Source organism: Streptomyces sp. NPDC046805, from assembly GCF_040645355.1.
Classification (GTDB): Bacteria; Actinomycetota; Actinomycetes; order Streptomycetales; family Streptomycetaceae; genus Streptomyces.
In genome coordinates, this window is sequence record NZ_JBEYYC010000023.1 from 72,009 (window position 1) to 90,213 (window position 18,205).

Genomic DNA, 18,205 nt, shown 5'->3' on the forward strand with positions numbered 1-18,205 from the left:
GGCCGCCTTGTCAGCGCTCCGAAACCCTGATCACCTTCAGCGCGGGTGAGGACATGATGTCCTTCTCGCAGAAGCGCGAAGTCACCCACTTCTCCTGGGAGAAGAGACGCGTCTGGTCGCTGTAGTGGGGCGAGTCGGGGTTCGAGGACTGGGAGTACGTCAGCAGCGTGCGGGCGACCGGGCAGGGCGTGCCGTCCCAGCCCACGGCCTGGATGTAGCTGGAGCCGGTCGTCACCTCCCGGTATCCGCCGTGCGCCGCGTCCCACACCGCTTCGACCTTGTTCCACACACCCAGCGATTCCGTGCCGCCGGGAACGGGGATGCGCTGACCGTTTCGCACGACGAACTGGTGCTCTCCGAGGGGGGAGTTCAGCGGGATGTCCGCCGCGCGGAGTTCGGCGACCGCGTCGGCCAGTGCGGTGGTGAAGGCGGGCGTGTCCGTGTTGAGCGTGTTCGGGGTGCCGATCGGGTCGGCCGGCGAGAACGGCACCTTCCACAACTGACTCGCGGGCAGCCTGCGCCACAGCCGGTCGAAGAGCAGCGCGCCCCGACTGTCGGTGTCGGCCCTGTGGTTCCACGACTTGAGCACCGGGCACGCCGCCGACACGTCAACTGTCCGGCCGTCGCTGCCGGTTGCCGTGCCGCCGGGCAGTGCGGCGCATGCAGCGGCCGCGGCGTCGGCGACGAGGTCGCCCGCGGGCACCCGGTTCGCGAACTGCTGCTGTTGCAGATCCCGTACGGTCAGGCCGCCGCGCCGGGCCATCGCCGCCACGTCCTGCAGCGCACCCCGGGTCCGCATCGAGCGTGCCGTGCCGATCGTGCCGAAGACGCGCTCGTAGCCGGTCAGCGGCTGGTCGACGTTGGCCAGCCAGGCGCTGTCGTTGGAGTTCTCCGCGAACGGCGCGTCCTTGAGGACCGGCATCCTCGCCGGGCCGAACATCCCCGGCTGCACGGCATCCGGATCGCTGCCGAGCGCGCAGTCACCGCGCGAGCCGTCCAGGACCGCCAGGCCGGCCGAGGGGTACGTGACCTTGCCGAGGGGAGTGGAGCAGCGCTGGGCCAACTCGTCGGTGATGCGCGGGAGTACCTGCGACTGGGTGAAGAGACTGTGGCCGTTCGCGTCGGCGGCGATGGTGTTCACCCAGGGCAGCCCCTGTGTGCGCCTGAGGGTGTCGAGGATGTCGGCCGTGCTGTGCGCCTTGCCGAAGCCCAGCCCGGAGTCGTAGAGGCGCAGGTTGGTGGCGTTGGGGTCGTTCAGCGCGTACGCCGTCTTGGTCGTCCAGGGCAGCGGTACCGAGGGGCCCAGCGACGTGACGACGGGGCCGTAGCGCGTCCACCACTGGGTGCGGGTCACCGAGGTGCCGTCCTGCGTCGGGATCGTGACCGTGCGCCGCGTCATCCGCTCCGGGGTGCCGTCCACGAGGTACACCGTGGGGTCGGCCGGGTCCAGGCTCAGCTGGTGGAGGCTGAGCGTGACGCCGGTCGCGACGGTGTGGCTCCAGGCCACATGGGCGTTGTGGCCGATGGATATCGTCGGTGAGCCGAGCAGCGAGCCGCCCGTCACGTTCAGTTGTCCGGGGATCGTCTGCTGCGACTGCCAGAAGCGGCGACCGCCCTGCCACGGGTAGTGCGGGTTGCCCAGGAGCAGACCGCGTCCGCCCGCCGTCGTGGCGCCGCTGAAGGCGACCGCGTTGGACCCCATGTCGGCGTCGCCCGCGGCGAACAGGTCGCGGGCGCCCCGTGCCGTCCGCCGAGCGTCCGGCACGGGAGCCGACGGCGCGGAGGCCGTAGGGGGTTGCGCGGTGGCGATGCTGTCCACCGCCCGGCCCTGGCCGCCGAGCACGGCGAGCGCGTAGCCGCGCGCGGCCACGTCCACCTCGCTGACCGGGCGCACCCAGGCGGCGCCCGCGCACGCCGGATCGGTGATCCGGTTTCGGCGCAGCCAGGCGTTGTATCCGGCGGCGAAGCCCCGTACGAGGTCCTTGACCTCCGGTCCGGGACCGGCCGGAGCGGGGGTGGCGAGCAGTTTCTCCACCGTGCCCGCCTCCCGCACCCCGCGGAAGTACAGATCGCTGGTGAGGTTCCTGGTGGCCGAGGACAGCGACCCGTCGGGGGCGGCGTCGGGGCCGAAGTAACGGGACCGTTCCCCGCGCACGGTCACGAAACCGTCGGCCAGCGTGCACACCTGGTCGGCGGCCTGCGCCCAGCCGGTGCCGAAGCCCAGGTCGGCGTAGTCCTTGGCGAGGATGTGCGGAATGCCGTACTCGGTGTAGCGGATGACGGCGGACAGGTCGCCGTGGGACGGATGTTCCTGTCCTCCGTGCTGCGGCCCGGCCGCCGCCGGCAGTGCGGTGGCGGTGAGGAGGGCGACGGCTGTGATCACCAGCCGTCTCAGGGGGATGCGCATCGTGCCTCCCAACGTCAGTGAGGGAAGGAGCGGTTGAGCGTACCAACGGGTATGTGTGGTGGGCCCCGCGGTTCTTGACCCCCGCCGGTCGTGGGCAGAGGATCACGTGTCATGACGCAGGGACACGGCAGCACGGTTGACGGGGTGCTGCGGCGCAGCGCCCGGCGCACTCCGGCACGCATCGCGCTGGAGTACGGCGAACGCGCCTGGACGTACGAGGAACTCGACGACGCCGTCTCCCGCGCGGCGAGCGTGCTTCTGGCCCAGGGACTCACTCCCGGCGACCGGGTCGGCGCCTACGGCCACAACTCCGACGCCTATCTCATCGCCTTCCTCGCCTGCGCCCGCGCGGGACTCGTGCACGTGCCGGTGAACCAGAACCTCACCGGCGACGACCTCGCGTACATCGTCGGCCAGTCGGGCAGCACGCTGGTCCTCGCCGACCCGGCCCTCGCCGGTCGACTGCCGGACGGCGTACGGGTGTTGGCGCTGCGGGACACCGAGGACTCGCTCCTCGCCCGGCTCGCGACGCAGCCGCCGTACGACGGTCCCGAACCGCGCGCCGAGGATCTGGTGCAGCTGCTGTACACGTCGGGCACGACCGCGCTGCCCAAGGGCGCGATGATGACCCATCGGGCCCTGGTGCACGAGTACTTGAGCGCGATCACCGCCCTCGACCTGAGTGCCGGCGACCGGCCCGCGCACGCGCTGCCGCTGTACCACTCCGCCCAGATGCACGTGTTCCTGCTGCCCTACCTCGCGGTCGGCGCGACGAACATCGTCCTCGACGCGCCGGACGGGGACACGCTCTTCGATCTGGTCGAGGCCGGGCGTGTGGACAGCCTGTTCGCGCCGCCCACCGTGTGGATCGGGCTGTCGAACCGGCCCGACTTCACGACGCGGGACCTGAGCGGCCTGCGCAAGGCCTACTACGGAGCGTCGATCATGCCGGTGCCCGTGCTGGAGCGGTTGCGTGCACGGCTGCCCGAGCTGGGCTTCTACAACTGTTTCGGGCAGAGCGAGATCGGCCCCCTGGCGACGGTCCTCGGCCCCGACGAGCACAAGGGCCGGATGGACTCCTGCGGCCGCACCGTGCTGTTCGTGGACGCGCGCGTGGTCGACGAGAGCGGCGCCGACGTGGCCGCCGGCACGCCCGGCGAAATCGTCTACCGCTCACCGCAGTTGTGCGAGGGGTACTGGGACAAGCCCGAGGAGACCGCCGAGGCCTTCCGCGACGGCTGGTTCCACTCCGGCGACCTCGCCGTGCGGGACGCGGACGGCTACCTGACGATCGTCGACCGGGTCAAGGACGTCATCAACTCCGGTGGCGTGCTGGTCGCTTCACGCCAGGTCGAGGATGCCCTGTACACGCACGCGAGCGTCGCCGAGGCCGCCGTGGTCGGCCTGCCCGACGAGCGTTGGATCGAGGCCGTCACGGCGGTCGTCGTCGCCCGCGGGGAGGTCACCGAGGCCGAACTGATCGCCCATGCGCGCGAGAAGCTCGCCCCCTTCAAGGCGCCCAAACGCGTGCTGTTCGTGGACGAGCTGCCGCGCAACGCCAGCGGGAAGATCCTCAAGCGGGAACTGCGGGACCGGTTCAGCGAGTAGGGGGTCAGGAGGTACAGCAGGTTGCCGGCTCGCTAGCGCGGGCGCTGGTCGACGATCCGGCGGATCTTGCCCACCGACCGCTCCAGCGACTCCGGCTCCACGATCTCGACCGTCACCGACAGCCCGATGCCGTCCTTCACACCCGCCGCGATGGCCCGGGCCGCGACCTCCCGTGCCTCGGGCGTGGCACCGGGACGCGCCTCGGCCCGTACGGTCAGGGTGTCCAGGCGCCCCTCCCTGCCGAGGCGCAGCTGGAAGTGCGGAGCCACGCCGGGTGTGCGCAGCACGATCTCCTCGATCTGCGTCGGGAACAGGTTGACCCCGCGCAGGATCACCATGTCGTCGCTGCGGCCGGTGATCTTCTGCATCCGGCGGAAGGTCCGGGCCGTGCCCGGCAGCAACCGGGTCAGATCACGAGTCCGGTAACGGATCACCGGCATGGCCTCCTTCGTGAGGGAGGTGAAGACCAGCTCACCCTCCTCGCCCTCGGGCAGTACCTCGCCCGTGATCGGGTCGACGACCTCGGGGAAGAAGTGGTCCTCCCAGATGTGCAGCCCGTCCTTGGTCTCCACGCACTCCTGGGCGACACCCGGCCCGATCACCTCGGAGAGCCCGTAGATGTCCACGGCGTCGATCGCGAACCGCTCCTCGATCTCGCGCCGCATCTCGTCGGTCCACGGCTCGGCGCCGAAGATGCCGACCCGCAGTGAGGTGCCGCGCGGGTCCACGCCCTGCCGCTCGAACTCGTCGAGCAGCGTGAGCATGTACGACGGGGTGACCATGATGATCCCGGGTTCGAGGTCCTGGATCAGCTGGACCTGCCGGGCCGTCATACCGCCGGACGCGGGGATGACCGTACAGCCCAGTCGCTCGGCCCCGTAGTGTGCGCCGAGACCACCGGTGAACAACCCATAGCCGTACGCCACATGAACCGTGTCGCCGGGCCGTCCGCCCGCCGCGCGGATCGAACGGGCCACCATGTCCGACCACATGGAAAGGTCGTTCTCCGTGTAGCCGACCACTGTGGGGCGTCCGGTGGTGCCACTGGAGGCATGGAGGCGGCGGATCCGCTCACGGGGTACGGCGAACATCCCGTACGGGTAGTTCTCCCGCAGATCGGCCTTGGTGGTGAAGGGGAAGCGGGCCAGATCGCTCAAGGACCGGCAGTCCTCGGGACGGACCCCGGCCTTGTCGAAGGCCGCCCGGTAGAAGGGCACGTTGTCGTAGGCGTGCCGCAGCGAGGTCCGCAACCGCTCCAGCTGCAGCGCCCGCAGCGCCTCCTCGTCGAGCCGCTCGCCCGAGTCCAGCCGTTCCGTCGCGTCCTCCGCCATGGGGCACCTCTCCCTCACCTATCGCATCTATTCGGACGACCGATCATTCGGTCGACCCGCTGGGGATCAGTAATTCAGGCCACCGTGGCCGAGGCAAGGGGTCTACCCGGAATTCTCGCCATGACGTGCCACGCCCCGGGACAACTCCGTTGCGGCCGTGTGCGGAGGGGCCCGATGATCGGCGGCATGCCGATGTTCACCGCGCCCGATGGCACCCGGCTCGCCCACCACGTCCGCGGCGAGAGTGAGCCTCTCGTGGTCCTGCCCGGAGGGCCCATGCAGGCCTCCGCCTACCTCGGTGACCTGGGCGGCCTGACCGCCCACCGCCGCCTGATCCTGCTCGATCTCCGTGGGACCGGCGCCTCCGCGGTGCCGGCGGACGAGGCGACGTACCGCTGCGACCGGATGGTCGAGGACGTGGAGGCGTTGCGGGCCCACATGGGGCTGGAGCACATGGATCTGCTTGCGCACTCGGCGGGCGGGAGTCTGGCGATGCTGTACGCGGCGCGCTATCCGCAGCGCGTACGACGCCTCGTGCTGATCACCGCCAATGCGTCGGCCCTCGGCCTGCGGACCACGGCCGACGACCGCCTGGCCGCGGCCGGGCTGCGGGCGGACGAGCCATGGTTCGCGGAGGGGTTCACGGCGCTGCGGGCGTGGCTGGCGGGGGAGGCCGACTTCGACCCGGCGTTCGCCCCCTTCTTCTACGGCCGCTGGGACGACGTCGCCGCCGCACATCACGCGGCCTCCGAGGAACAGACCAACGAGCAGGCGGCCGACCTCTACTTCTCCGACGGAGCCTTCACGCCGGACGGGACCAGGGCCGCCCTGTCCCGGCTGACCGCCCCGGTCCTCGTCCTCGCGGGCGAACTCGACGGCGGCCCTCGCCCCGACCTCGCCCGGCGCACGGCCGACGCCTTCCCGAACGCCGAGTTCACGGTGCAGCCCGGCGCCGGCCACTACCCGTGGCTGGACGACCCGGAGTGGTTCGTACGCCGAGTCGCCGCGTTTCTCGACGCGACCGCGACCGCGGCCGGTTCGCGGCCGTCGGCGAAGTAGAGGACGCCGACCGGCGGCCACGGCTACCGTCTCCGGGATGGCCACCGACCCGCTCACCGTCAAGACGGACACCCTCACGCTCGCCTACCGCGTCTGGGGCCCGGAGGGTGCCCCGCCCGTCGTCCTGCTGCACTGCCGGGGCGCCGACGGCGCGGACTGGACGAAGATCGCCGAGCGGCTGGCCGCGCCGCCCGGCCCGCGCCGGGTGTACGCCCCGGACCTGCGCGGCCACGGGCGCAGTGACTGGCCGCGCGGCGAGCCCGGCGCGTACACGCACGAGGCGATGCGGGACGACGTCCGCGCCTTCCTCGCCGCCCTCGGCATCGACCGCACGGACGTCGTGGGGCATTCGCTCGGCGGGGTGGTCGCGTATCTGCTCGCGCAGCGGCACCCGGGCGTCGTACGACGTCTCGTGCTGGAGGACGTGCCCGCGCCCCTGCCGCTCGATCCGCCTCGGCCGCCCGCCGAACGGCCCGACAAGGAGCTGCCGTTCGACTGGGAGATGGTGCGGGCCACCGACGAGCAGCGCAACGCCTCCGATCCTGTGTGGTGGGACCACATGGACCGGATCACCATGCCCACGCTGCTGATAGGCGGCGGTCCCGCCAGTCTCATCCCGCAGGACCTGGTCACCGCGCTGGCCCGACGGATCCCCGACGCCCGTCTGGTGACCGTCGACGCCGGGCATCGTGTGCACGAGAGGCGGCCGGAGGAGTTCCTCGCCGTGGTGGAGCCGTTCCTGCGGCGGTGACGATTGACGGGTCCGATCGGCCCAACTCCGGAAAGGTCCCTTTCAGGTGGCCTGTTGGCCGTCGGGAGCGCTCGCTAGGCTGGCCGCGGACGACGAATCGGGAGGAGCACGGACGTGGCCGAGAGCACCACCCAGCAGAAGCCGGTCCTGGGCTGGGACAAGCCGCAACTGGACCTCAGCGGGGCCGAGTGGCAGTCCAGCAGCCGAGGCCTTGGGGATGTCCAGATCGCCTTTGTCGAGGGATTCATCGCGATGCGCAACAGCGGCCGCCCGGAGAGCCCTTCCCTGATCTTCACCCCCGCGGAGTGGGGCGCGTTCGTGTCCGGGGCGAGGGAAGGGGAGTTCGACCTGACCTGAGCGCGGTGCGGCTCCGCGGGACCGCCAGGCAGGTGTGGGCAGTCACCGCCGAACAGGGGCACGCACACCCCGTGGGGCGTACGCTAAGGTGCCTGACAGTCACGGTATGCGCCCCCTCTCCGTGCGGGTGCACCACCGTGACGGGGGGTGCACCATGGGGCAGCGGACCGTACGGAGCCGTAAGACTCTCATCGAGCGCGAGAGTGAACTCGCCGCCGTCGACGAGGCGTTGAGCGAACTCACCGGCCTGCGTGCGGACGGAGCCGAAGCGGCCGAGCGACCGCGCGGTGCCCTGCTCGCCTTCGCGGGCCGTGCCGGGATAGGCAAGACGACGCTGCTCGCCGAGGTGCGCCGCCGCGCCGCCGCCCAGGGCTGCACCGTGCTGTCCGCCCGTGGCGGCGACCAGGAGCAGCGCGTGGCCTTCCACGTCGCCCGCCAGCTTCTCCAGCCCCGGCTCGCGGGCGTCCCGGAGCCCGAACTGAGGTCCTCCCTGGGCAGTTGGTACGACATCGTCGGCCCCGCCCTCGGCCTGTGCGCCCCCGTCGGCGGCGCGCCGCCCGACCAGGAGGGCCTGCGCGACGGCCTCGACTGGGTCCTCACCCACCTCGCCCTACGCCGTGCCCCCATGGTCCTCGTCCTGGACGACGCCCACTGGGGCGACCCCGAATCCCTGCGCTGGCTGGCCGCGTTCGCGTCCCGCGCCGAGGAACTCCCGCTGCTGATCGTCGTCGCCTACCGGCCCGACGAACTCCCCGACCACGCCGAGTCGTTGCGCGGGCTGCCCGGACGCGCGGGTGGACGGCCCCTCGACCTCGAGCCGCTCAGCGCCGCCGCCGTCGCCCGCCTCGTACGCGAGGCCCTGGGGACGCATGCCGATGACGCCTTCTGCCATGAGTGCTGGGCCGTCACCGCAGGCAACCCCTTCGAGACCGTCGAACTGATCGCCAAGGTGCGCGACCGCGCACTCACCCCGAACGAGGACGGCGCGCACCTCCTGCGCGACCTCGCCGCCGCCGTCAAGGGCAGCGGCCTGAGCGCCCGCCTCGAACGGCTCGGCCCCTCCACCGTCCGCTTCGCCTGGGCGTGCGCCGTCCTCGGCACCGAGATCCTCCCGTCGCTCGCCGCCGCCGTCGCCGGGCTCGGCCACGAGGCGGCGGCCGACGCCGTCGACGCGCTGCGCGGCGCTCGTGTCCTCACGGGTTCCGAGACGCTCGAGTTCGTCCACCCACTCATCGCCACCGCCGTCTACCGGGCCATACCACCCGGATTCCGCGTCGCCCTGCACGGTCAGGCCGCCTGGTGCGTCGTCGACACAGGACACGGCGCCGCGGCCGCCGCCCGCCATCTCCTGGAGACCCACCCCGAAGGCGATCCCTGGGCCGTGCAGCAACTGCGCGCCGCCGCGGGTGAGACCCTGCGGGCCGGGGCACCCGACGCCGCCCGCCGCTACCTCGCCCGTGCCCTGCGCGAACCACCTCCCGCCGAGGAACGGGCCGCCGTCCTGTACGAGCTGGGCTCCGCCTCGCTGCTCACCGAACCGGCCACCACCGTCAACCATCTGCGCGCCGCGCTCGAAGAGCCGATCGCCGACGCCGCGTTGCGTCACCACATCGTCTACCGCCTCTCCCAGGTCCTCGCCCACAGCGACCGCCTCGGCGAGGCCTCCGACACCCTCGCCCGCGAGACCCGCACGACCGGCGACGCCCGGGTCAGACTGCGCATGGTCGCCGAGCAGTTCATGTGGGACGCCTTCCGCGCGGACGAACCCGACCATCCCTCCCGCTCCCGCCGCCTCACCCGGCTCGCCGACCGCCTCAAGGGCCGCGACCTCACCGAGCGGTATGTGATCGGACTGCGCACCTGGGACGCGATCCTGCGCGGCGAACCGGCCCCCGTCGCCCTGCACCACGCCGAACGCGCCCTCGCCGGCGGCCTCGGCTGGGCCGAGCCCGACCGCGGCTTCGAGGTGCCCGTCCTGGTGGCGCTCGCCTTCATGTACGCCGACCGGCCGGGCCGTACCGAGGAACTCTTCGCCGCCGGGATCGCCGACTTCGAGCGCCAGGGCTGGCGGGGCGCCCACCTCTCCTTCGGATACACCCTGCTCGCCTACCTCCGCTACCGGCGGGGCCGGCTCGCCGAGGCGGAGGACTTCGTCCGCTCCGGGCTCCGCCTCGCCCAGCGCGTCGGCCCTGGCACCCCCGCGCACTGGTACGCCGTCGGCATCCTGATCGAGGTCCTGCTGGCCCGTGGCCGGGTGGCGGAGGCCGCGCAGACCGCCGACCACTACCGGTTCGGGGAGCCCTTCCCCGCAGCCGTCGTCTTCCCCGACGCCCAGACCGTCCATGGCGAACTGCTCCTCGCCCGCGGCCTCACCGAGGACGCGGCGGCCGAGCTCGCGGCCGCCGGACGCCGCCTCGAGCCGCGCGGCATCCGCAACCCCGCCTGGTGCCCCTGGCAGCTCCATCTGGCCCGTGCCGAGAGCCACGACAGCCCCGAACGCGCCCTGAACACCGCCCTCGACGCGGTGAGCCGCGCCCGCCAGTTCGGTGCCCCGTCCGCGATCGGCCAGGCGCTGCGTACGGCGGCCGAGGTGTCCTCGGGCTCCGCCCGGATCAAGTACCTGGAGGAGTCCGTCACCCACCTGGAGCGATCCCCGGCCGCCTACGAGCTCGCCTGCGCACTGGTCGCCCTCGGCACCGAACTGCGTCGCTCGGGACGCACCAAAGAGGCCGCCGAATACCTCTACCGGGGCCTCGACACGGCCGTCCTGTGCGGTGCCGACGGCCTCGTCTCGCAGGCCCGCGACGAGCTCGCCGTCGCCGGGCTGCGCCCGCGCCGCCTGCACAGTACGGAGACCGACACCCTCACCGGCCGCGAACGCGCCGCCGCCGTCCTCGCCGCTCGCGACCGCACCGAGGCCGAGATCGCCGAGGAACTCCACACCGACGGGCAGGCCGTGGTGCGACTGCTCTCGGCCGTGTACCGAAAGCTGGGGACCGACCGAACGGGGCTGGCGGCGGCCCTGGGTGGAGGCTAGGAGCCACCCCTGCCGAGAGGGCGTCCGCGCGTCGCCGATCACGCCCGGGCACGTACCATGGCCGCATGTCGTTCCTCCGCCGCCGCAGCGCCACCCCCGCCGGGCCAGACTTCGACGTCCTGGCCATGGACCCGGGCGACTGGCCCGGCAATCTGGGCGCGGGCCTGCTGCCCGCCCCCGACGGCACCTGCCAGGGCGTCTTCCTGCGCTACGACCTGTTCGGCGGCCGCGGCCCCGCCATGATCATCGGCAATCTGCCGGAGGGCTCCCCCGCCCGCGACGTGGCCGAGGGAGAGATCCCCTTCGAGGTGGCCCAGCTGCTGATGGCGCTGGACAACGACGAGGAGGTGACCGTCACCGGCGTCGAGGACATGCCGGTGCTCCAGGGCGACAACCTGCTGATCGTGCGGCGCCTGAAGCTCTCCGAGAGCCGGATCTCCTGCGTGCAGTTCGACCGCAGCGACGGCGTCCTGGTCACGATCGCCGCCTGGGACCGGCCCATCACCGACGACCTGTACGCCCTGCTGAAGCCGCTCCCGGCGGAGCTTTTCCAGCAGGGCTGACGCCAGGGACACCGGCTATCCGACCGCCGGCTCCACCTTCACGTCGGCGGCCCGGACGAACTCCACCCGGTGGCCGTACTGGATCTCGTAGTACAGGTCCTTGCCGACCACGACCCGGTGCGAGTCGGTGGTGTAGGTGACCGCGTAGTAGTACTCACCGGGCACCTCGTCACCGACCACGTACTTCTGGTTCGCCGGCAGCTTGTACGGCAGCGGTGACACCGACTGCGCGGGTACCCCCGCCGGGTACGCCGCCTTCTCCGGGTACGCGCGGCCGTACACCGGGACGCTCGCCAGACCGTCCTTGGGCGTCACGACGAAGCCGGAGGCCGGGACCGCCGTCGGCTGCTCCTCCGGGTTCTGGAACCAGGCCTTCTGCCCGAGGTACCAGATGGCCGTCCAGTCGCCCCAGCGGTCGGCGACCGCGTACTGCTGGCCGGTGGAGACCCGCGAGGACAGGTCGTTCACATCGATGGTGGGCGCCTTCCCCCGGCCGACGTCCTTGATCAGGGGCGAGTTCGTGTCGTGGTCGGAGTACAGCCGCACCTCGCTGGAGCCGTGCGGCGCACACGGCTCACCCGCCTTGGTGCAGCCCGTGTACGAGGGCTGGTTCACCTCGTAGTCCGGCAGGATCGTGACCAGGCCGCTCGTCTTGTGCGCGGTGCGCGTGAAGGGGTGGCCCAGCAGCTCGAAGTAGTGCCGCCAGTCCCAGTACGGGCCGGGGTCGGTGTGCATGCCCGGGATCGTCGACGTGGTCGGGCCGGGCACGGTGTCGTGGCCGAGGATGTGCTGCCGGTCCAGCGGGATGTCGTACTCGGTGGCGAGGTACTTCACCAGTTTGGCCGACGACCGGTACATCGCCTCCGTGTACCAGGCGTCCGGGGACGCGAGGAAGCCCTCGTGCTCGATGCCGACCGACTTGGCGTTGACGTACCAGTTGCCGGCGTGCCAGGCCACGTCGTTCGTCTTGACGTGCTGGGCGATCAGACCGTCCGTGGAGCGGATGGTGTAGTTCCACGACACATAGGTCGGGTCCTTGATCAGGTTGAGGACGCCGTCCCAGGCACCCTCCGTGTCGTGGATGACGATGTACTTGATGCTCTGCGACGCCGGCCGGTCACCGAGGTCGTGGTTGCCGTAGTCGTTGTCCCCGAACTCCTCGTACGGCGCCGGAATCCACTCGCAGGACACCGACGTGGGGCACTCGGTGCCGTCCGCGCTGCGGTTGCGCAGGCCCGCCCGCTGCAACTGCGCGGTGTTCGCGGACAGGTCCGGCCGGGCGGCCAGCGTGACCCGCTGTGCCGCGTCCGTCGTGCGCTCCTCGCCGGTGCGCAGCACGTCGTACACGTCGTTCGCGTACGACGCCGCGGTCGCCGCGTCGTCGGCGCCCGAGAAGCGGGCCACCGCGCCGTACCAGTCCGCCGGGTCGGCGCTGAGCGGCTCGCCCAGATCCCGCTGGGCGGCGGCGAGCAGCGCGGCCCCGCCGGCCACGTTCGCCGCCGGGTCGGTACGCAGCTCCCCGGCCGGAATACCGGTCAGCTCGGCCGCCTTCGGCAGGGTCTCCAGGCGGGCCGGCAGCGCTGACTCGGCCGGCGTCTTCGTGTCGGGGAGCAGGGCGGCACGCGCGTCGTCGCCGCGAGCGTCCTCGGTGCCCTCACTGTGGTGCGGCACCGAGGCGAGCGCGGTGTGCGCGTCGGTCAGGTGCATCGGGCCGTAGCCGCCGGCCACGCTGGGTGCTCCGGCGTGCGTGTCCCAGCGGGACTGGAGGTAGGAGACGGCCAGCAGGACGCTCTGCGGTACGTGGTACTCGGTGGACGCGGTGGCGAACGCGCGCTGCAGGGCACCGGCGGAGTCGGTGGCAGGGTCGGCGGCACCCTGGGACGGGGCCGCGCCCAGCAGCGGGAGCAGCAGCGCCGCGGCAGCGACGGCACCCGCCGCCTTCCGCGTGTGTCTGTTACCGGGGGCAGACGTGGGGTCGGTGGCGGATCCTCGCAATGCGGCCTCCTGGGGCGATCGAGCGCGTCGGGGCGTGCGGGGCTGAGCGTGGCACAGTGGTACCTGCTTGCCGACGATCCGTCAATCATGCCCAGGGAAAGGCGATTTCCCACGTCAAGGCGGGGTTACGGGAGTTTCGTGCCGGAGGCGCGCGGGCCTGCGGGGCGTCAGTGGCGTACACCAATGGTCCGACGGGGACGGCGTAGCTATGGAGGGCCTGCACATATAGGCCGTCGGCACATGGACCGTAGGCACATAGGCCGTCAGCACATGGACCGTAGACACGTAGGCCATGAACACACGGGCCATGAACACACGGGCCATGAACACGTGGGCCGTGGACACATGGGCCTGCATACGAAGATCCGCGGTGCGCCGCCGCCATGGCGCACCGCGGATCGCTCCTCCCGTTCAGCGCGTCCCGACCGCCGCGCGCACGGCCCTGCGGGCCAGTTGGCAGTCGTCGTGCAGCCGCCTGAGCAGCAGCCGTTGTTCCTCGCCGGACGGAGCGGCACCCGGCTGCGCCCCTTCCGGTGCCGCCGCGGTCGCGTCGCGCATCGAGCGCTGTACGGCCGTCTCGTACCTACGGATCTCACGGGTGAGTACGAGCATCAGGTTCACCAGGAAGCCGTCCCGCGAGGCGGGCCCGGCCGACTGGGCGATCTGGCTGATCTGCCGCCGCGCCACGGGGGCGTCCCCGATGACCGACCACAGGGTCGCCAGGTCGTACCCCGGCAGGTACCAGCCCGCGTGCTCCCAGTCCACCAGCACTGGACCGGCCGGCGAGAGCAGGATGTTCGACAGAAGCGCGTCCCCGTGGCAGAACTGGCCCGTCCCCTGGCGCCCCGCCGCGTGCGCGATGCCGTGCAGCAGCTTCTGCAGGTCGCCCAGGTCCCGGTCGGTGAGCAGCCCCAGCTCGTGGTACCGGGCGATGCGGGCCGCGTAGTCCAGCGGCGCGTCGAACGTGCCCGCCGGAGGCCGCCACGCGTTCAGCCTGCACACCGCGCCGAGCGCCGCCCGGATGTCCGCGCGCGGCGGAGCCTCCACCGGGTGCCGCTGGCGTGCCGCCACCCGGCCCGGCATGCGCTCGATGACCAGGGTGCAGTTGTCCGGGTCCGCCGCGATCAGCCTCGGCACCCGGATCGGCGGCCGGTGCCGCACGAACGAACGGTATGCGGCTATTTCGTGGCGGATCCGCTCCGCCCAGGCGGGGGAGTGGTCCAGTAGACACTTGGCGACGGCGGTGCTGCGCCCCGTCGTTCCGACGAGGAGCACGGCCCGTCCGCTCCGGCGCAGCACCTGCACCGGAGTGAACTCCGGACAGATCCGGTGCACCGCGGCGATCGCCGTGCGCAGCTGCGCGCCCTGGGGGCCGGACAAGTCGAGTCTCCCGCTGAGCGGTTGGGTACCGAGCCCCGCGGGACCCGGCGGTCGGCCCGGCCGCATGGGGCCTCCCAGGCGCGCGGGCTCGAGATAGGGGCCGCTGCCCGCCGGACGGGGTCTTGGCGGCCGCGGCGGGGCGGACACGGAGGACGATGCTGCGTACATGGGTGATACAGATCCCTTCGTGTGCCTGCGGTGCCTGCCTTCGGTGCTCGTGTGCCCCAACCCGGCCCGGACGTCCGGGTGCACCCTGGGGAATGTCCCTCGGCGACCGGGTCGGGGTGGCGCGTTCCTACCTGACACCAGTCGCCCAGTGGCACACCATCTGGCGCACCCTGGCGAACCATGGCGAATAGTCGCCCGGCAACCCGCACCGGGCTACTGTCAACTCAGCCGAGAACCTGGGGGCTTGACGTGAACGGACAACCCAACACCCGGCTCGCGGACCTGTTCGGCCTGGCCGGCTGGTCCAAAGGCGAACTCGCACGGTTGGTCAACCGGCAGGCGGCGGCCATGGGCCACCCCCAACTGGCGACCGACACCTCGCGGGTGCGGCGGTGGATCGACATGGGAGAGATCCCGCGCGATCCGGTGCCGCGGGTGCTGGCGGCCCTGTTCACCGAGCGTCTCGGCCGTGTCGTGACCATCGAGGACCTCGGTCTGGTGCGGCACGGGCGTACAGGGAAGCGGACCGACGACGGGAAAGTGGAACATCCCGACGGCGTGCCGTGGGCGCCCGAACGGACTGCCGAGGTCCTCACCGAATTCACGGGAATGGACCTCATGCTCAACCGACGCGGCTTGGTGGGCGCGGGTGCCGCGCTCGCCACGGGATCCACACTCAGCAGCGCCATGTACGACTGGCTGCACACCGACCCTGCCCTGAAGGCCGACGCCCCTGCTTCCGACGATCCCCTGCACGCCGACCCCGCTGGGTTCGACCGCTATGAGGCCGCCCCCATCGGGTCGCAGGAGATCGAGGAACTGGAGTGCTCGGTCGAGGTGTTCCGAGCCTGGGACGCCGCCCGCGGTGGCGGGCTGCAACGCAAGGCGGTGGTGGGCCAGCTCAACGAAGTGGGCGGCATGCTCGCCTACCGACACCCCGACCATCTGCAGCGGCGCCTGTGGGGCGTCGCCGCCAACCTCGCCGTTCTCGCGGGCTGGATGTCGCACGACGTCGGCCTGGAGCCCACGGCCCAGAAGTACTTCGTCATCGCCGCCCACTCGGCCCGTGAGGGCGGTGACCGGCCCCGCGCCGGGGAGGCGCTCTCCAGAGCGGCTCGCCAGATGGTGCACCTCGGCCGGCCCGACGACGCACTCGACCTGATGAAGCTCGCCAAGTCCGGCTCCGGCGACCAAGTGCTGCCGCGTACCCAGGCGATGCTCTACACCATCGAGGCCTGGGCACAGGCGTCGATGGGCAAGGGGCAGGCGATGCGCCGCACCCTCGGCCAGGCGGAGGACCTCTTCGTCTCCGACAAGGGCGACGTGCCGCCGCCGAGTTGGATGCAGACGTTCAAGGAGGAGGATCTGTACGGCATGCAGGCCCTGGCCTACCGCACGCTGGCCGAGCACGATCCGGGCGCGGCCGTGCACGCCCAGCACTACGCGCAGAAGGCCCTGGCCCTGCGGAACGACGGCCGCCAGCGATCGAAGATCTTCGACTACCTGTCCATGGCATCCGCCTGCTTCATCGCGGACGATCCCGAACAGGCGGACCGGTACGCTCGCTTGGCCCTGATGTCGATGGGATCGAACTCGTCCCACCGCACCTGGGACCGGCTGCGAGAGATGTACCGCCTCACCGCCGAGTACGCCGGCTACCCGAAGATCCACGACCTGCGAGAGGAGATCAAGCTTGTGCTCCCGAAGGCCAAGGACGCGGGCGGCCACGGCAACAGCGCACCGGCATAGGGACTTGTGAAGACTGCGCCTACCGGCTCACCTTGGCGACGAGCACGCAGGCGTCGTCCTCGCGAGCGATCCCGCTGAGCTCCTCCACCACCGTCCGCATGCAGTCCTGTGCGGGACGCGTCGCGTCGAAGCGCGGGGCCAGGCCGAGGAGACGGTGCACGCCGTCCGCACCGTCATGGCCGGGCGCCAGCCCTTCGGTGTGCAGCATGAGCAAGTCGCCGGGCTCGAGAGTCACTTCGGCCTGACCGTAGGCGGCTCCCGAGGCCGTGCCGAGCAGGACGCCGTCCGGTGCGTCCAGCAGGTGCCCCGTCCCGTCGCGGAACAGCAGCGGGGCGGGGTGTCCTACATGCGCCCACACCAGGGTGTGGGTCGCCGGCCGGTAACGGCAGCAGAGGGCGCTGCCCAGGACCGGCTGCACGGTGGCCTCGACGCCGGTCTCCAGGGGCGGTTGCGCGAGGGTGTCCAGTAACTGGTTGAGCCACGCCAGCAACTGCCCGGGCCCGGTGCCCGCCATCGCCATGCCGCGCAGGGCGCCCAGCAGCATCGTCGTACCCGACGTGACAGCGGTGTCGTGTCCGGTGAGGCTGCCGACGCTCAGCAGCATGTCACCGTCGGGCAGTTCGAGCGCGTCGTACCAGCCGCCACCGATCGGCGCGGTCGTCACCGCGGTCAGGTGACGGGCGGCGAGGTCCAGGGAACGCGCCCCTTGGTGCCCTTGGTGTTCGGGGCCGGCCGGCTGCGCCGCGAACCGGTGCCCGGTCCGGGTCCGCTGCCGATGACGCTGCAGCGAGTCATGGGTCTCGCGCACCGTCCGCTGGCTGCGGCGCAGGTCGCTCACGTCCCGCAGCACGGCCCACATCGACGCGGTGCTGCCGTCGGCGTCGAGCACGGGCTCGCCCATCATGTGCACGGTCCGTACGGAGCCGTCGGGCCACAGGATGCGGAACTCCCCGTCGATCGGCTTGGCGTCGACGAGGCACTCCGTCACCATCGCCGTGAGCGTCGGACGGTCCTCCTCGTCGACCAGGGAGGGCAGTTCGTCGAGGGTGAGCGCGGGCGTGGCCGGGGAACGCCCGAGGATCTGGTAGAGCTCCTCGGACCAACTGGCCGCGTCCGTCAGCAGATTCCACTCTGCACTGCCGACCCGGCTCAGCAGCGTGCTGTCCGTGGACTGGGGCGCCGGCTCCTGCGGTGCGGACGGCACGCTCGGCGGACCGTCGCGCAGCTGAGCCAAGTGAGCGGCCAGGTCGTTTAGTTGGTGCAGCGCCAGGTCGTACAGCGCACGCTGCCAGCGCTCCCGCGGGCCCGAACCTTCGCTCCTGGAGTCCCGCCGTACGGCATCCACGTCGCCCCTGAGCCGCCGCGTCTGCGATATGAGCGCCTCGACCGAGCCGCGCCCCGGCGGCTGAGCGGAGGGGCGGTCCGCAGAGAGATGGGACGGCATGTCGCACTCCGATGGGGGACGGTTCGGTCAAGGAGGACGGGGGGCCGTTACGACTGTTGCACAGCGGGCGACGCCCTGTAAGGGATTTGGCAACACACGATACGGTGGTGCTTTTGGCATATGCCAGAGTCTTCAAGGCGTGGTTGCGGGGCACGAATGCGGTATGCGGCGGATGGGGTAAGTCGTAGGCCGCGTACGCGAGTTGACCGACTGGCGGGGTGCTCGGAGTGGCCCCCAGTCGGGCGTTCGATGCACATTCGTTCGAGGCGTTGACGATCGGCGTAGGGCGGCCCTGGAGCCGCCGGCGAGCCGGCGATGGTTCGGTGGCGTACAGGGGCGGGGCGATGCCGGGGATG

Annotated in this window: 12 protein-coding genes; 7 read left to right on the plus strand and 5 right to left on the minus strand. The window is 71.7% G+C overall.

The window, feature by feature from the left end:
• Positions 1-10: 10 nt before the first annotated feature.
• The gene (locus ABZ910_RS24035) at positions 11-2,407 is read right to left on the minus strand and encodes a penicillin acylase family protein (RefSeq protein ID WP_361368662.1); all 2,397 of its coding nucleotides are present in this window, start codon (positions 2,405-2,407) and stop codon (positions 11-13) included.
• A 111-nt stretch (positions 2,408-2,518) separates the two neighbouring features.
• Between ABZ910_RS24035 and ABZ910_RS24040 the strand changes: the two genes are divergently transcribed.
• Entirely contained in the window at positions 2,519-4,015 is a 1,497-nt protein-coding gene (locus ABZ910_RS24040; RefSeq protein WP_361368663.1) for an acyl-CoA synthetase, read from the plus strand.
• Between the two features lie 32 nt (positions 4,016-4,047).
• Here ABZ910_RS24040 and paaK read toward each other — a convergent pair whose 3' ends face one another.
• Entirely contained in the window at positions 4,048-5,346 is a 1,299-nt protein-coding gene (gene paaK, locus ABZ910_RS24045; protein WP_361368665.1) for a phenylacetate--CoA ligase PaaK, read from the minus strand.
• A 186-nt stretch (positions 5,347-5,532) separates the two neighbouring features.
• On the opposite strand from paaK, the gene ABZ910_RS24050 reads away from it, so the two are divergent.
• The 5 genes from ABZ910_RS24050 (at position 5,533) to ABZ910_RS24070 (ending at position 11,113) form a co-directional block, all read left to right on the plus strand.
• Positions 5,533-6,405, plus strand: a complete 873-nt coding sequence (locus ABZ910_RS24050) for an alpha/beta hydrolase (RefSeq protein ID WP_361368667.1) — start codon at positions 5,533-5,535, stop codon at positions 6,403-6,405.
• A gap of 37 nt (positions 6,406-6,442) precedes the next feature.
• The gene (locus ABZ910_RS24055) at positions 6,443-7,156 is read left to right on the plus strand and encodes an alpha/beta hydrolase (RefSeq protein ID WP_361368669.1); all 714 of its coding nucleotides are present in this window, start codon (positions 6,443-6,445) and stop codon (positions 7,154-7,156) included.
• Between the two features lie 114 nt (positions 7,157-7,270).
• Entirely contained in the window at positions 7,271-7,513 is a 243-nt protein-coding gene (locus ABZ910_RS24060; RefSeq protein ID WP_361368671.1) for a DUF397 domain-containing protein, read from the plus strand.
• 154 nt (positions 7,514-7,667) lie between these two features.
• Positions 7,668-10,550: an AAA family ATPase gene (locus ABZ910_RS24065; RefSeq protein ID WP_361368733.1), complete on the plus strand. Its 2,883-nt coding sequence runs from the start codon at positions 7,668-7,670 to the stop codon at positions 10,548-10,550.
• A 65-nt stretch (positions 10,551-10,615) separates the two neighbouring features.
• Positions 10,616-11,113, plus strand: a complete 498-nt coding sequence (locus ABZ910_RS24070; RefSeq protein ID WP_361368672.1) for a hypothetical protein — start codon at positions 10,616-10,618, stop codon at positions 11,111-11,113.
• Between the two features lie 15 nt (positions 11,114-11,128).
• Here the strand turns inward: ABZ910_RS24070 and ABZ910_RS24075 are convergent, their stop codons facing one another.
• Together ABZ910_RS24075 and ABZ910_RS24080 are read right to left on the minus strand one after the other, a co-directional pair.
• Positions 11,129-13,108, minus strand: coding sequence for a peptidoglycan recognition family protein (locus ABZ910_RS24075; RefSeq protein ID WP_361368674.1), 1,980 nt, complete (start codon positions 13,106-13,108; stop codon positions 11,129-11,131).
• Between the two features lie 411 nt (positions 13,109-13,519).
• Positions 13,520-14,656 carry an aminoglycoside phosphotransferase family protein gene (locus ABZ910_RS24080; protein WP_361368676.1) on the minus strand — a complete coding sequence of 379 codons (1,137 nt, stop codon included), beginning with the start codon at positions 14,654-14,656 and terminating at the stop codon, positions 13,520-13,522.
• A gap of 249 nt (positions 14,657-14,905) precedes the next feature.
• Between ABZ910_RS24080 and ABZ910_RS24085 the strand changes: the two genes are divergently transcribed.
• Positions 14,906-16,405, plus strand: a complete 1,500-nt coding sequence (locus ABZ910_RS24085; protein ID WP_361368677.1) for a hypothetical protein — start codon at positions 14,906-14,908, stop codon at positions 16,403-16,405.
• Positions 16,406-16,424: 19 nt separating this feature from the next.
• Here the strand turns inward: ABZ910_RS24085 and ABZ910_RS24090 are convergent, their stop codons facing one another.
• On the minus strand, positions 16,425-17,849 hold the full coding sequence (locus ABZ910_RS24090; protein ID WP_361368679.1) for a SpoIIE family protein phosphatase: 1,425 nt from the start codon (positions 17,847-17,849) through the stop codon (positions 16,425-16,427).
• Between the last annotated feature and the right edge of the window lie 356 nt (positions 17,850-18,205).